Origin of the sequence: Bifidobacterium vansinderenii, from assembly GCF_002234915.1 — a bacterium.
GTDB classification, from domain to species: Bacteria; Actinomycetota; Actinomycetes; order Actinomycetales; family Bifidobacteriaceae; genus Galliscardovia; species Galliscardovia vansinderenii.
Window position 1 is genome coordinate 1 of record NZ_NEWD01000007.1, and the last position, 14,618, is coordinate 14,618.

Genomic DNA, 14,618 nt, shown 5'->3' on the forward strand with positions numbered 1-14,618 from the left:
ATAATCATTGCCGTAGATGCCGGCGATGGCGGAACGGAACGCATCCACCGCGTGCGTGGCCGGCAGGAACGGATGCACGTTCTGGAAGAACTCCGGCAGCATGGCCACCGGGAACGCGCCGCCCGCACCGGTGATCTGCATCACCATGATCAGCACGCACAACGCCTTGCCCGGATTGCCGAACGACACGACCAGCGTGTACACGATGAACGCGAACACCAGCGACGTGGTCCAGCCGGTCAGCATGAACAGCATCGGATGCTCGCACTGGATCCGCAGATACGCCAGCTCGCCAAGACAGGTGACGGTGCTCTGCAGCAGCGCCACGAACGCGAACACGCCGAACCTGCCCAGATACAGCTCATGCGGGCGCGGCCGGTCAAGCGTATCCATCCGCTCACGCGACACCTGCGTGAGAATGGCCAGCGACATGAGCAGCGCGCCGAGCCACATGGACAGCGCCGTATACATCGGCGCCATGGCCGAACCGAAGTTCTCCACCGTGAACACAGCATGACGGTTCACTCCCGTGGGAGACACCATCGACGCGGCCAGCGCCGCCGGATCGTCGCCAAGCGCCGTCTTCACGGCCTGCATGTCATCGCTGTCCAACGCCTTCTGAATCTTGTCGTGCAGCGTCGTCATCTTGTCGGCCGAATCGCGCAGCGTCTGCGCGGCGGCCGTGATCTTGCCATGCGCGGCGGTCATGTTCGACGCGATCGAATCAGCCGAACCAGACAGGTCGTCCACCGTGGACTGCAGTCGCGTGGCCGCCTCGGTGCCGTCGCTGTACGCCGAGGACACCGACGCGGCCATGCCGTCCAGCTTCTTCTTCAGTCCGGAATCGAAGTTACGGCTCGCCTGATCCATGGCGGCGCTCGCGGCCTGCGCCTTGGCCTTGGCGTCGGCGCGCGCCTGATCGGCGTTCGCCATGCCCTTGTCCACGTTGTCGGCGGTGCCGTTGAGTGCATCACGCACGGACTGCTGCTTGGCGATCGAATCGTCCAGATCGGCGAGCGTGCGCTCCAGCGCCTGCTTGCCGGCGTCGGTCTGCGGTTCGAGGGCGGCCAGATTGCCGCGTAACGTCTGATACGAACTGATCTGCCCGTCGAGCTTGCCGGCGAGCGCGCGCAGCTGCTTGGACGTGTCCGTGCCCTGCGTGCCGATGGCGGCCATGGCGTTGTCGATGTCGGTGGCGGCGGTCGTGTAGCTGTCCGCGCTCTGACCGAGTGCGTCGGATACGCTCTGCGCCGACGAGTTGAGCGCGTCCGAAACGCTGGCCACGCCCTGCTTCGCCTGATCGGTGGCGGTCTGCGCGGCCTTGGCGCTGTCCGATGCCTTGCCCACCAGGTCGGACGACGAGTCGATCAGCGACTGTGCCGAGGCGATGACATCTCCGTACTGGTCGAGGTTGTCGGCGGTGGCGTTGAGTCGTCCGGCGGTCTGCGCGATGTTCGTGTTGAGGTTGCCCACGAGCGTGGTGGCTGAGTCGCTGTCGAGTGCGTCCACGAGTTCGGAGGCGATGGTCAGTCCCACCGTGGAGATCGTGGTGTCGAACACCTCGTTGACCTGCGCCTGCACGGCGTCGGCGCCCTGACTGGTCACCTTGGGGGCGAGCGGGTTCTTCTTCTCGTTCGAATAGTAGGTGAGGCTGGCGTGTTTCACGTCGGGGGAGAACACGGTCATCATGTCGCGGCTGAACGATTTGGGGATCACCACGGCCGCATAGTATTCGCCCGACTTGGTGCCTTCGATGGCCTCCTCGCGGCTGGTGAACACCCAGTCGAGCTGGTCGTTGGCGCGCAGTGCGGAGATCACGTTTTCGCCCACGTTCACCTTCACGGGCACCAGGTCGCTGCGGTAGCCTTCGTCGTCGTTCGCCACGGCGAACTTGAGATTGCCGGTGCTGCCGAACGGATCCCAGTTGGCCGACACGTTGAACCATGCGAACAGCGAGGGGATGGCCACCAGTCCGATCACCATGGTGACGGCGGTGATGTTGCCGAACAGTCGGCGCAGATCGCCGACGATGATGCGGCCGATGTTCTTCAGGGAGCGTATGGGCGAGTAGGCGGGTTTGGCGGGGCCTCGCCTGCCGCGGGTCGTGCGGTCCGTGCCGGTCGTGCGGTCCGTGCCGGTCGTGCGGGTCGCGCCGGTCGTGCGGTTTCGGGTCATCGTCAGTTCTCCTTGGAAGCGGTATGGGCACCGGCATGGGCGCCGGCGTGCGCGCTGAACGCGCCGAGGTCGGGAAGGCCGAGCGGTTTCTTGTGCAGGCGCTGCTCGCGGTAGATGTTGCGCAGCGCGTCGTCGTCCATGTCGCCGAGCGCCTTCTGCCGCTGGATGCTGTCGTTGATGAATTCGATGGCCATCAGGAAGCCGATGATCAGCACGATCCAGATGATCCACGCCATCAGGATGGCGATCTTCTCGTTCGTGGACAGCGAGAAGACGGTCAGGCAGACGGGCAGGATCACGCCGGCGATCAGCGCGCCGAGCTTGAGGCGGGGGTATGCGCGCTCGAATCGTGCGGCCCTGCGCAGGATTCCGGCGCGGAACTCCGCCGAATCGCTCAGCGCGCGCATCACCTGATTGAGCGAGTAGCGGTTGCGCACGGCGATGGGCTTGTCGCCGTTCAGCAGGTCGGTCTCCCTGAGCTGGTGCGCGAGCAGCGTGTTGAGATTGTTCAGGTACGGGCGCACGGCCATGCCGATGAGGAACGCGACGGCCGCGAACAGCGCCAGCACGCCGAGATTGCTCCAGTACTGGTGGTCGTAGAATCCGCCGATGGTTTCACGGATCGCGTTGTTGCCGTACGTGATCGGCAGCCACGGGTAGATGCGCTGGAATTCGCTTGGCATCATTTCGATCGGATACATGCCGGACGATCCGGGTATCTGCAGCACGGTGAGCACCACGCACAGTCCGCGGCCCACATGGGCGAGTGACACGCACAGCGAGTAGATGATCGCGCTGTACACCAACGCGATGAGTATCGACGTGCCGACGTAGGCGAGCGGGTCCACCGTCTGGATGCCGATGACAAGATTGCCGACCGTGGTCACGACGGCCTGCAGGCAGGCGATCAGCCCCAGCAGCATCCAGCGGCCCATGTACTTCTGGTTCGCCTTCAGTCCGCGGATGCCCTCGTCGTCCACCTCCAGGTGGAAGAGCATGGCGAGTGAGAACGCGCCGATCCATAGGGACAGGTTGGTGAACATCGGCGCCACGGCGGAACCGTACGAGTTGAGCGGGTAGATGGTCTTCGTCGTCAGCGTGGTGGGGGAGGCGACGAACTTCGCCACGTCCTCGTCCGAGGCGCCGAACATGCTTTTGATCCGGCCGGTCGCGTCGGCGGCGGAGACCGCGTCGAGATCGGTGCCGATGGTCTTCAGCGAATCCTTGGTGCTGCCGAGCGCATCCTTGGTGGTGGTCAGTGCCTTCGCCGTCTTGTCGAGTGTGGTCTGCAATTGGTCGAGCGCCACGGTGGCCTCGTCGATGGCGGGGCTCACGCCGGCGAGCGCTCCGGAAAGCGTGGTGGCGCTGGCGGAGAACGATCCGATCGCGCTGTTGAGCCCGGTGGAGGCGTTGCCGTTGATGGCGTTCTGCGTGTTCTGCAGCGAGGTGAGCGTGTTCTGCGTGGCGGTGTTGACGCTGTTCGACGCGTTGGCGATGGCGGTGGCGCTGTTGCCCGCGTTGGTGGAGGCGGTGCCGATGGCGTCGAGTGCGCTCTGGCTGTCCTTGTTGCGCTGTTCGAGTTCGCCGATGAGCTGTTTGCCGGCGTCGGTCTGCGCGAATTCCGAGGCCTTGAGGGTTTCGATGATGTCGCGGTTCGTGTCCACGGCGGTCTGCGCGGTGCTCACCGCGGAGTCGAGGCGCTGTTGGGCGCCGAGCATGGTGCCGCTGGCCTGGCCGATGAAGGTGTTCGCGGTCTGTGCGCCTTGGGAGAGTGACTGCGACGCGTTGGCGGATGCGGCGGCGAGTCCGGTGTTGAGCGTGGTCAGACCGTTCTGCGCGTCGGAGAGCGAGGCGATGCCATTGTCGAGCGTGGTGCGCGCGTTGGCGGCCTTGGCGTCGATGGCGTTGAGTCCTGCTTTGGCCTGCTGCACCTTGGCGCTGCCTTGGTTCACCGAGTCGATGAGTTCGGTGATCTGCTGTTGCGCGTCGTCCACGCCGGCGCTGGCCTTGCTGATGCCCTCGGAGGCTTTGTCATGGGCTTCGCCGGCGTGCGCGTCCACCTGATCGGCGGCGTTCGACAGCGTGGAGACGGCCACGCGGCTCACCGTGGAAACGAACTGGCTGTTGATCTGCCGTTCGAGCGTGGTGGCGCCGGTGTCGGTGACTCGGGGTGCGGTGGCGTTGATCTTCTCGTTGACGTAGTACTCGAGCTTCGGCTGTGTGAAGTCACCGCTGGTGATGGTGAGCAGGTCGGTGGAGAAGTCCTTGGGGATGATGATGGCCGCGTAGCTGGTGCCGCTGCGCACCTCGTCGAGTGCCTGATCGCGGTCCATGAACGTCCAGCCGAGCTGGTGGTTGCTCTTGAGCGACGTCTCCACCTGATCACCGATGTCGATGCGGCCGGTGGCGTCGCTGGTCGCGCCGCGGTCCTCGTTCACCACGGCCACGCGCAGATTGCCGGTGTTGTCGTACGGATTCCAGAACGCGGCCACGTTGAACCACGAATACAGGGCGGGGATCACGCACAGGCCGGCCACGGTGACCACGGCCATGGGGATGGCGATGATGCGCCTGATGTCTCTGACCAGTACTTGGAATGCTTGCTTCATGCCGTCCTCATGCTGTTCTCGAAAATGGGTTGGCGGTGTCGGCCGGCGCGGGTCTGGTCGACGATGTTCTTAACATCTGTTAGTTTTACTACAGTTATATGTTATACTACAACTGTAGTCTAACAAACAAGCGTGTATGATGACACGATGTCGTCGAGATGGGCATGACGTTGCGGAGATAACGCGATCTCATTGCGATGACGTGATGTCGTTGATCAGAGGAAAGCGAGAACAAGCATGACGGAACATCGTCGTTCGTCGGAGAATGGCGGAACCGAGGACCGTCGAGTACGTCGCACCCGTGCCCGGCTGACCGAGGCGCTGCTCGAGCTCATGAAGGACAAGCCCATCGACCGCATCACCGTGACCGAGCTGACCGAGCGCGCCGACGTGAACCGCGTGACCTTCTACTCGCACTACGGCAACGTGCGCGCCCTGCTCGACACCGTCATGGACGATGCGATGCGCTCCTGCCGGCACCTGATCGACGTTCATGCCGAACGAATCATTGCCGGGGACTATCTGCCGTTCGCCATCGACATCCTCACGTACTTCGACGAGCATGAGGACGAATTCTCCGTAATCGCGTCATCCGAGGGCGGTGCCCTGTTCAATCGGCTCTCAGATGACATTCGGGACGTGTGCAACCGGGTGATCGATCCGGTCTCGTTGGCGATCGGCGACGGCGGGACGATGGGGGAGTCCGAGCGCCGCCGTGCCGAGGCGATCCGCGACTACCAGTTCGACTACATCATGGGCGGCATCATGAACGTGGCGCGTAACTGGTTCGCCGGCGGGCGCAAGGAGTCGATCGCGTTCATGGCGTCGATCATCGCCTCCACCACCCACGCCGCCGGTCCCGAATCCCTGCGCCGAAACCTTCCCCTCGCCCAGACGAGGGTGGGCGAGGGCGAGGCTTAGCGGCGCGCCCTCCCTCTGTCGTGGCTTCGCCCCGACATCTCCCTCCCGCGGAGGGAGAACGCCCGTATCTTTGTGCTCCCTCCGGGGGAGGGAGCTGGCGGCCGTAGGCCGTCTGAGGGAGGGCCTTGCGGGGCTTGTGGGGGTAAGTGATCTTTGCGCTCGTGTTCCCTCCCTCTGTCGTGGCTTCGCCCCGACATCTCCCTCCCTAGGAGGGAGCACGAAGGAGTGAGATTCTCTCTCCCCGTAAGAGGGGAGAACGAAGGAGTGTCGGTGCTATGGTCGAAACCATGGCAGACATGAACGATGCGCGGGCCGCGCTCAGGCAATACTTCGGCTACGACGGGTTCCGCCCCGGCCAGGAGCCGCTGATCGACGCGATCCTGCAGGGCCGTGACGCGCTCGGCGTCATGCCCACCGGCGCCGGCAAGTCCATCTGCTATCAGATCCCCGCCGTCCTCATGCACGGCGTCACCATCGTCATCTCCCCACTCGTCTCGCTCATGGCCGACCAGGTCGCCGGCCTTGAGGGCAACGGCATCCACGCCGTCTGCGTCAACTCTACACAGACCCCCGAGGAACAGTCGCTCGCGCTCGCCGAAGCCCGGTCCGGCCGCTGCAAGGTCATGTACGTGGCCCCCGAACGACTCGACACCCAACGATTCGTCGAATTCGCGTCTTCACTCGACATCGCACTTGTCGCCATCGACGAGGCGCACTGCGTATCTCAATGGGGTCAGGACTTCCGCCCCGCCTATCTCGGCATCGGAGACTTCCTGAACCGGCTGCCCGACCGTCCCGTCGTCGCCGCGTTCACCGCCACCGCCACCGAACGCGTGCGCCGCGACATCGTGAACCTCGTGGGCCTTCACGACCCGCAGATCAGCGTCACCGGATTTGATCGCACCAACCTGTACTTCGACGTGATCAAGGCCGTGCCCACCGTCAAACGTCAGTGGATCGAACGCTACGTGACCGCCCGCCCCGACGAATCCGGCATCATCTACTGCGCCACCCGCAAGGAAACCGAATCGCTCGCCGCCGACCTGCGCGCACACGGGGTGAAGGCCGTCTGCTACCACGCCGGTATGCCGCCCGAGGAGCGTCACGCCGCCCAGCGTGCGTTCGTCAACGACGAGGCGCCCGTGGTGGTGGCCACCAACGCGTTCGGCATGGGCATCGACAAGTCCAACGTGCGCTACGTGATCCACCACAACATGCCCGACAGCATCGAGGCCTACTATCAGGAGGCCGGCCGCGCCGGACGAGACGGACTCGCCTCGCGCTGCACGCTCCTGTGGAGCGACGGCGACATCGCCACCCGACGCCGGTTCATCGAAATGGAGAACGGCAACGAACGACTCACCGACGAGGAGGCGCAGGCCGTGCGCAACCGCCGTCGCGTGCTGCTCGACGGCATGATCGGTTACTGCCGCACCACCAGCTGCCTGCACCAGTACATCACGTCGTACTTCGGCGAAACCGGTACGGTAAAGTGCTCCGGCTGCTCCAACTGCGACGGCGAATTCGAGACGATCGACGTGACCGACATCGCGCGCGCCGTGAGCCGATGCGTGCACGACGTGAATCAGCGTCTCGGTGCCGGCAAGATCGTGCAGGTGCTGCGCGGATCCGACGCTCAGGAGATGCACGACTGGCGGCATCTGGACTCCGTGCCGACCTACGGCATGCTGCGCGACGTGCCCGCCGCGCGCGTCCGCGACGTGATCTCGCAGATGACGTCCGACGGCTATCTGGCTGTGGCCGAAGGCAAGTACGCGGTGGTGGTCTTCGGGCCGCGTGCGGCCGAAACCGTGGCGCCGGACTTCACCATGACGATCAAGCAGGTGAGCCGTCCGGTTGCCGAAAACGACGGCGGCGACGGCGCGACGTATGGCGGCTCCGGAAACGGTTCGGGTGCCGCGGGCTCAAGACGTTCGCGCGGCTCGGTGCCCGCCGAACTCGACGGGGAGGACGCCGATCTGTTCGTACGGCTGCGCGAGCTGCGCACGGAGATCGCGCGAGCGGCCGGCGTGCCGCCGTACATCGTGTTCGGCGACAAGACGCTACGCGACATGTGCGTGCGCCGTCCGCACACCGACGACGATTTCCTCGAGGTCAACGGCGTGGGCCAGAAGAAGCTCGACCAGTACGGCGAGCGCTTCCTCGCCGTGATCCGCGATTTCGAAGAAGGGGAGTGAGAGCACCCAATATCTTCGTTCTCTCTCCCAGGGAGGGAGCTGGCGGCCGTAGGCCGTCTGAGGGAGGGGTTCGGGGGCTTTCTGCTTTCGTTCCCTCCCTCTGTCGTGGCGTTCGCCCCGACATCTCCCTCCCAAGGAGGGAGAACCCCCAAAAAATGTCTTCGTGCTCCCTCCTGGGGAGGGAGCTGGCCGGCGTAGCCGGACTGAGGGAGGGGTTCGGGGGCTATCCGCTCGTGTTCCCTCCCTCTGTCGCGGCTTCGCCCCGACATCTCCCTCCCCGGGAGGGAGAACGAAGGGAGTACGCTATTCGACGTGGGTCAGGATGAAGGAGACTGTATGACCGGAAACGACAAGCGCAGCGTGCGCGTGGCCACGATGGACGATTTCGACGCGATCCGCGCGATGTATGCGCGTGCCCGCGAGCTCATGGCGGCGAACGGCAATCCCACGCAGTGGGCCGATCGGTTCCCGCTCGATTCCACGGTGCGCAACGACATCGAGGAGGGGCGTGCCCGTCTGCTGGTCGATCATGCGGGGGCTGACGGTGCTGATACGGTCGCTGGACACGGTGCGATCGACGGCGAGGATATATACGCCGGAACCGATGCGCCCGCCGGAGCCGAGCGTATCCTCGCCGTGTTCGTGCTGTGCCCCGGCCCGGACCCGTCGTATGCGACGATCGACGGCGCGTGGCTGGATGACGACGACTACATGGCCGTGCATCGCGTAGCCGCCTCCGGTCTCGGCCCGCACGCCGGCCGCGACTGCCTGGACTGGGCCGTCGCGCACTACGGCAATGTGCGCATGGACACGCATCGCAACAATCGCGCCATGCAGCACGTGATGGAATCCAGCGGATTCACCCGCTGCGGCGTGATCGAACTTGTGAACCGTGAGGGCGACGCCGAACGCTTGGCCTACCAGCGTCACGATCGCTGACGGGTCGTGCATCTGCCGGGCCGGCCGTGAACCCCGTGGAACTATAGCCGTCGATAACCGACATGCATGACGGGGTGGTTGACTTGGCGGCCTTGGCGGACCACAGTAGGGGATGGGTTTCGTATATTCCATCGGTATTCCGCCCATCGGGAATAGAAAAAGGAGTCATCATGGCAGACGAGAAGTCCGAGAAGCCGGTCGTCGAAAGCTTCCAGTTGGACCACACCAAGGTCAAGGCGCCGTACGTGCGCTACATCGACACGGAGACCGGCCCCCACGGCGATGTGATCTCCAACTACGACCTGCGTCTGGTGCAGCCGAACGAGAACGCCATCCCGACTGGCGGCCTGCACACCATTGAACACACCATCGCCGTGCTGCTGCGTGAACGCATTCCGGGCTACATCGACTGCTCGCCGTTCGGCTGCCGTACCGGCTTCCATCTGCTCACGTGGGGCGAGCACTCCACCGAGGACGTGGCGAAGGCGCTCAAGGAGTCGCTCGAGTTCATCGCCTACAAGGCCACGTGGGACGATGTGCCGGCCACCACGATCGAAAGCTGCGGCAACTACCGCGACCACAGCCTGTTCACGGCCAAGGAATGGTGCAAGGACATCCTGGCCAAGGGCATCAGCTCCGACCCGTTCGAGCGCAAGATCGTCTGAGCCTGTCTGAGCCGTCTGAGTGCCGGAATCACCGGCCGAAATAGTCGAAATCCGCGATTCGCAGCGTCAAACGGAAGTCTTCCACCATCGGAAACTTCCGAAAGGCGCTGTGAATCGCGGATTTTTCGTTGTGGGACCGCCTTGTGGCGTCTACCGCGTGGCGATGACGGTGCTGACCTCGTCGACGATGTCGTGCATGCCCTTGCGGGCGCGTTCGGCGTCGCCCTTCCACACGGCGTCGGCCACGGCGTCGTGCGCGTCGAGGGCGCTCGCCGACGGGCGGCTCGGATACATGTTGATCTCCACGCGTCCGCGCAGGATGGTCGCCACGATCGGCGCGAGCGAGGCGAACAGCTCGTTGCCGCTGTTGCGTAGCAGCATGGAGTGGAATTCGATGTCGAGTTCGTGGAACGGCTCGAGGTCGCCGGCCTCGCCGTGTCTGCGCATCTCCATGGCGAGCACGGGCATCTTGGCGCGCACGTCGAGCGATGCGCGGGTGGCGGCTCCTGCCGCGGCCGCCGGTTCGATGGCGAGTCGCAGCTCGGTGAGCGACATGAGCTCCCGTTTGCGCTGGCTGGAGTGCAGTTTCCACTGGATCACCTGCGGGTTGAGCGCGGCCCATGTGGCGGGATCCTGTGCCACGAGTCCCACGCGTCGGCGGATCGTCACCGCGTCGGCGGCCTCGAGGTAGCGTGCGGCGTCGCGCGCCACGGTGCGGGATACGCCGAACCGGTTCTGGATGTCCTCCAATGTGATGTTGCCGTTCACGGGCCAGTGCCCGTCGAGGATGTCGAGGGCCAGCCGGTCGGCGATCGGCAGATGCATGAGCTTGGCGTCGGTGGCTGCGGGGCCGGTCGATGATCCATGCGATGGGGATCGCAGTGCCGTCGGTTGTGCTGTTGGCGCGGCTGGTGATTTCGACGTATCTGTCATAGGAAAAAGACTACCAATTCCGCGTATGGAATGCGATTCCATCGTGGCGATCGCGATTTTTTCATAAAAGTACTCTTTTTGAATTGACAAAGATTATTTAATGTGACTATAGTAATCATTAACAACGGCGCATCGATCAGGCAAAGGAGCAGACAATGAACGTGCATGTGGTGGTCATGGGAGTCGCGGGATGCGGCAAATCCACCGTGGCCGAGGCCATTCGTGACCGACTTGGCTACGTGATGGCCGAAGGCGACGATTTTCACCCGCAGGCCAACGTCGACAAGATGGCGGCCGGCATTCCTCTGACCGACGAGGATCGCTGGCCGTGGCTCGGGCTCATCAACCGGTGGATGCGCGACCATGACGCGAAGGGCGAATCCACCGTCGTCTCCTGCTCGGCGCTCAAGCGGTCCTATCGCGACGTGCTGCGCGAAGGGGTCCCCGTGTTCTTCGTGCATATGGCCGGTAGCGAATCGCTGATCGGCGAACGCATCGCGGCGCGCAAAGGGCACTTCATGCCGCCGGCGCTGCTGCCCAGCCAGTTCGCCGCGCTCGAACCGCTGCAGCCGGACGAACCTGGCATCGCGCTCTCCGTTGAGGGGGATATGGAAGAGATGATCGAACGGGCCGTAGCCGCGGTGAAGGCGCACGCCGCCAAGGAGGAGCGTGCGCTCGCTGAATAGCGGACCGGATCGGCGTGGCGCATCCCCGACGTATTTCAACCCGTTCTCATGCCAGTCATTTCATGGCAATTCTGAAATCCGCAGACGGCACAGCCAATACAGACGACGTAAATAACACAAGCAACACAAAACAACACAGAAAGAAGGACATCATGCAAATCGGAATGATCGGACTCGGCCGCATGGGCGGCAACATGGTCAAGCGCCTGCGTGGCGGCGGTCACACCGTCGTCGGCTTCGACATGAACCCGGACTCCGCCCGCGACGTCAGCAGCCTCGAGGAGCTGGTCGCCGCGCTCGACGCCCCGCGCGTCGTATGGGTCATGGTCCCGGCCGGCAAGCCCACCGAATCCACCATCGAAAGCCTCAAGGGCCTGCTCGAACCGGGCGATGTGGTGATCGACGGCGGCAACTCCAAATACACCGAGGACCGCGAGCATGCCGCGTCGCTCGCCGAAAAGGGCATCCGCTTCCTCGACTGCGGCGTCTCCGGCGGCGTGTGGGGTGCCGAACGCGGCTATGCGCTCATGCTCGGCGGCGAGCGCGAGACCTTCGAATACGTGCGCCCGCTGCTTGAAACGCTCAAGCCGGAAGGCGAGCACGGTCTGGTTCTCGCCGGCCCGGTGGGCGGCGGCCACTTCGCCAAGATGGTGCACAACGGCATCGAATACGGCATGATGCAGGCGTTCGGCGAGGGCTTCGCCACCATGATGAAGAGCGAGTACATCGACGACCCGGCCAAGACCATGGACTCGTGGCGCGAGGGCTCCGTGGTGGCTTCCTGGCTGCTCGACCTGTTCGACAACGCCACCGAGCATGATCCCGAACTGCAGGACGTGCCGGCCGTGGCGAACGAGTCCGGCGAGGCCCGTTGGATGATCGAGGCCGCGCTCGAGCTCGGCGTGCCCACCCCGGCTACCGCTGCCGCCCTGTGGCAGCGTCAGACCTCGCGCGGCGGCGCCGACGACATCCTGCGCGTGGTCACCGCCATGCGCGCCCAGTTCGGCGGCCACGTCACCAAGGTCGACGAGATCGCCACCTGGTGACGCATCGCTGACACGTCGCCGGTGCGACGCTACCGGATCGGTGGCGGGACCGTCGCCGCGCTTGCGGACTTACCCTTCCCTTCCTTCCTCCGGCCCGTACCCACAAGGTGCGGGCCGTTTACGTTGTGATGCGCATCCGAAACGGAACGTACTCGTATCGGGCTCCACGATTACGTTCCGTTTGCGTCGTGCGGCGGAACGTACTCGTGCCGGACTCTACGATTACGTTGCGTCATCGTCGTATGTCGGAACGTAACCGAGGCTGTGCGCTCGGTTACGTTCCGTATGGGATGGGAGAAGGAACGTACCCGGGGGACGAGGCGATCGTGTTTCGGTAGAGACGGAGTGATCGTGCTTCGGCGGGGCGGGGGATGCACTTGGCAACGATATAGATCAGACGTCTGATGTCATGATAGACTGGGTTGGTCACAGTCGGACCGTGCGCGCACGCTCCGACGATTGCCAGATGCTACGAGGATTCAACGATGAATCACGCAACGGTGAACCAAGGAGGAATGATGATCCAGCCCACCTTCGTGGTCGGCGCGTACGCGTCGCTTCCACAGAACAGGGACGATCAGCGAAAGTACTACGATCTGCTCGGCGACCAACCGTGGGTCGACGCCACCGAGATCCCATACCCCGGCAACATCGCCGACCCTGCCGACCGCGACTGGCTCGCCGACGCGCTGCCCACCCTCTGGTGTCGCAACGTGATCACCGCCATCCCCGGCACCATGCAGACCCTCGGCCGCAACCCGAACTTCGGCCTCGCCAGTCCCGACGACGCCGGCCGCCATGCCGCACTTGACTTCTTCGACTCCATCCGCGAGGCCATATCCGCCATGGCCGACCGTCGCGGCGCCAACGACGTGGCCTTCGTGGAACTCCACTCCGCGCCCACCGGGCATGCCGATGCCGACGCCATGCGTCGCTCCCTCGACGAACTGACGGGACGGGACTGGTTCGGCACGCGACTGGTGATCGAACACTGCGACCGCTTCATCGACGGCCAGAAGCCGGAAAAGGGCTTCCTGCCGATCGAATCCGAAATCGACATCTGCCGTCAGACCGGCGTGGGCCTCACCGTGAACTGGGGACGCAGCTGCGTGGAGGGCCGCGACGCCGGACTGTCGCTCGAACATGTCGCCGCCGCGGCCCAGGCCGGCGTGCTCACCGGACTCATGTTCTCCGGCGCCGGCCCCGAGGCCACGCAGTACGGATACGAGTGGATCGACGGCCACCTGCCCATGAACCCCGACGAGCCCACGTCGCTGATGGATGCCGAGCGCATGCGCGCATGCATGGGCGTGGCGATGGACTGCGAATCGCTGGAGTACGTTGGCGCCAAGGTGTGCGTGCCGGCCGACAGCAGTCTGAGCGAGCGGGTGGGCTACCTCGAGCGCATCCACCACGCTGTGATGGCGCGATGAACGGGGGAGTCATGACACGCATGCATGACGATCGAACCGGTGTTGGCGGGCAGGCCGCCGACCGACGATACCTGGCCTTCGACATCGGCGGCACTAAGATCGCGTCCGGCGTGGTGTCGCTGCCGCCCGCCGACTCGCTCGCGACGCCCCTGGTCGAGGACGTGACGGAGATTCCCACGCTCGCCGACCGTGGCGGCGACGACGTGCGCGAACGACTGGTGGAATTCGCCGCGCGACGTCTGGAACAATGCGTGGCGGCCGGGGTCGACATCGCCGGAGTGGGCATCGGCTCGGCTGGCGTGGTCGACTCCGAGACGGGCGTGATCCTCTCCGCCACCGATCTGATGCCCGGATGGGCCGGACAGCACATCGCCGCGGCGGTGGGCGAGGCCACCGGACTGCCCGTGCACATGGTCGGCGACGTCGGCGCGCACGGGCTTGGCGAGGCGACATACGGCGCCGGCCGGGAATATCCGACCATGCTGTCGGTGGGCGTTGGCACCGGCATCGGCGGCGCCTACATAGATCACGGGCGACTGGTCACCGGCGCGCACGGCGTGGCCGGGCACGTGGGGCACATGCCGCACGGTCTGGGCGCGGGCATGCGATGCTCGTGCGGCACGACCAGTGGGCACATCGAACCCGTGGCGTCCGGCACCGGCATCGCCGACCTGTTCGAGGCACGACGGCCCGACAGCGTGCCCCCGGCCGCGAATGCCGCCGAAATCTCCCGACGCGCGGCGGCGGGGGAGGAGTATGCGATCGAGATCCTGTCGACGAGCGCTCGCGCCCTCGGCGAATGCCTGGCCGGCATGGGCAATCTCATCGACCCGGCCGTGATCGTGCTGTCCGGATCGGTGGTCAACGCCGGCGAGGTGTGGTGGAAGGCCCTGCGCGAGGGATTTGCCGACGGCGCGCTGCCGCGCGTGCGCGCCACACCGCTGCTGCGCGGCCAGCTCGGCGGATCGGCTCCGCTGATCGGCGCCGCCGTGGGCTTCGTTACGGCCCAATGA

At 65.0% G+C, this 14,618-nt stretch carries 11 protein-coding genes; 8 read left to right on the forward strand and 3 right to left on the reverse strand.

Annotated elements, in window-relative coordinates; translation table 11 throughout:
• On the reverse strand, positions 1 to 2,175 hold a 2,175-nt coding region (locus Tam10B_RS03620), incomplete at its 3' end, for a YhgE/Pip domain-containing protein (protein ID WP_093959910.1).
• A gap of 2 nt (positions 2,176 to 2,177) precedes the next feature.
• Positions 2,178 to 4,784 (reverse strand): YhgE/Pip domain-containing protein, encoded by a 2,607-nt coding sequence (locus tag Tam10B_RS03625; RefSeq protein ID WP_093959911.1) that lies wholly within the window; start codon positions 4,782 to 4,784, stop codon positions 2,178 to 2,180.
• Positions 4,785 to 5,021: 237 nt separating this feature from the next.
• Here Tam10B_RS03625 and Tam10B_RS03630 point away from each other — a divergent pair, with 237 nt between their 5' ends.
• From Tam10B_RS03630 to Tam10B_RS03645, 4 genes are all read left to right on the forward strand, one after another.
• Positions 5,022 to 5,705 (forward strand): TetR/AcrR family transcriptional regulator, encoded by a 684-nt coding sequence (locus Tam10B_RS03630; RefSeq protein WP_093959912.1) that lies wholly within the window; start codon positions 5,022 to 5,024, stop codon positions 5,703 to 5,705.
• A 275-nt stretch (positions 5,706 to 5,980) separates the two neighbouring features.
• The gene (gene recQ, locus Tam10B_RS03635) at positions 5,981 to 7,903 is read left to right on the forward strand and encodes a DNA helicase RecQ (RefSeq protein WP_233133570.1); all 1,923 of its coding nucleotides are present in this window, start codon (positions 5,981 to 5,983) and stop codon (positions 7,901 to 7,903) included.
• Between the two features lie 336 nt (positions 7,904 to 8,239).
• Complete coding sequence (locus Tam10B_RS03640; RefSeq protein ID WP_093959913.1) at positions 8,240 to 8,842, forward strand: GNAT family N-acetyltransferase; 603 nt, start codon at positions 8,240 to 8,242, stop codon at positions 8,840 to 8,842.
• A 170-nt stretch (positions 8,843 to 9,012) separates the two neighbouring features.
• On the forward strand, positions 9,013 to 9,507 hold the full coding sequence (locus Tam10B_RS03645; protein WP_093959914.1) for an S-ribosylhomocysteine lyase: 495 nt from the start codon (positions 9,013 to 9,015) through the stop codon (positions 9,505 to 9,507).
• A 150-nt stretch (positions 9,508 to 9,657) separates the two neighbouring features.
• Here Tam10B_RS03645 and Tam10B_RS03650 read toward each other — a convergent pair whose 3' ends face one another.
• On the reverse strand, positions 9,658 to 10,440 hold the full coding sequence (locus tag Tam10B_RS03650) for a FadR/GntR family transcriptional regulator (RefSeq protein WP_233133571.1): 783 nt from the start codon (positions 10,438 to 10,440) through the stop codon (positions 9,658 to 9,660).
• A gap of 155 nt (positions 10,441 to 10,595) precedes the next feature.
• On the opposite strand from Tam10B_RS03650, the gene Tam10B_RS03655 reads away from it, so the two are divergent.
• The 4 genes from Tam10B_RS03655 (at position 10,596) to Tam10B_RS03670 (ending at position 14,618) form a co-directional block, all read left to right on the forward strand.
• Entirely contained in the window at positions 10,596 to 11,126 is a 531-nt protein-coding gene (locus Tam10B_RS03655; protein WP_093959916.1) for a gluconokinase, read from the forward strand.
• Between the two features lie 62 nt (positions 11,127 to 11,188).
• The gene (gene gnd, locus Tam10B_RS03660) at positions 11,189 to 12,172 is read left to right on the forward strand and encodes a phosphogluconate dehydrogenase (NAD(+)-dependent, decarboxylating) (protein ID WP_143248525.1); all 984 of its coding nucleotides are present in this window, start codon (positions 11,189 to 11,191) and stop codon (positions 12,170 to 12,172) included.
• A 518-nt stretch (positions 12,173 to 12,690) separates the two neighbouring features.
• Complete coding sequence (locus Tam10B_RS03665; RefSeq protein ID WP_093960135.1) at positions 12,691 to 13,605, forward strand: DUF4862 family protein; 915 nt, start codon at positions 12,691 to 12,693, stop codon at positions 13,603 to 13,605.
• 11 nt (positions 13,606 to 13,616) lie between these two features.
• Complete coding sequence (locus Tam10B_RS03670; protein WP_233133572.1) at positions 13,617 to 14,618, forward strand: ROK family protein; 1,002 nt, start codon at positions 13,617 to 13,619, stop codon at positions 14,616 to 14,618.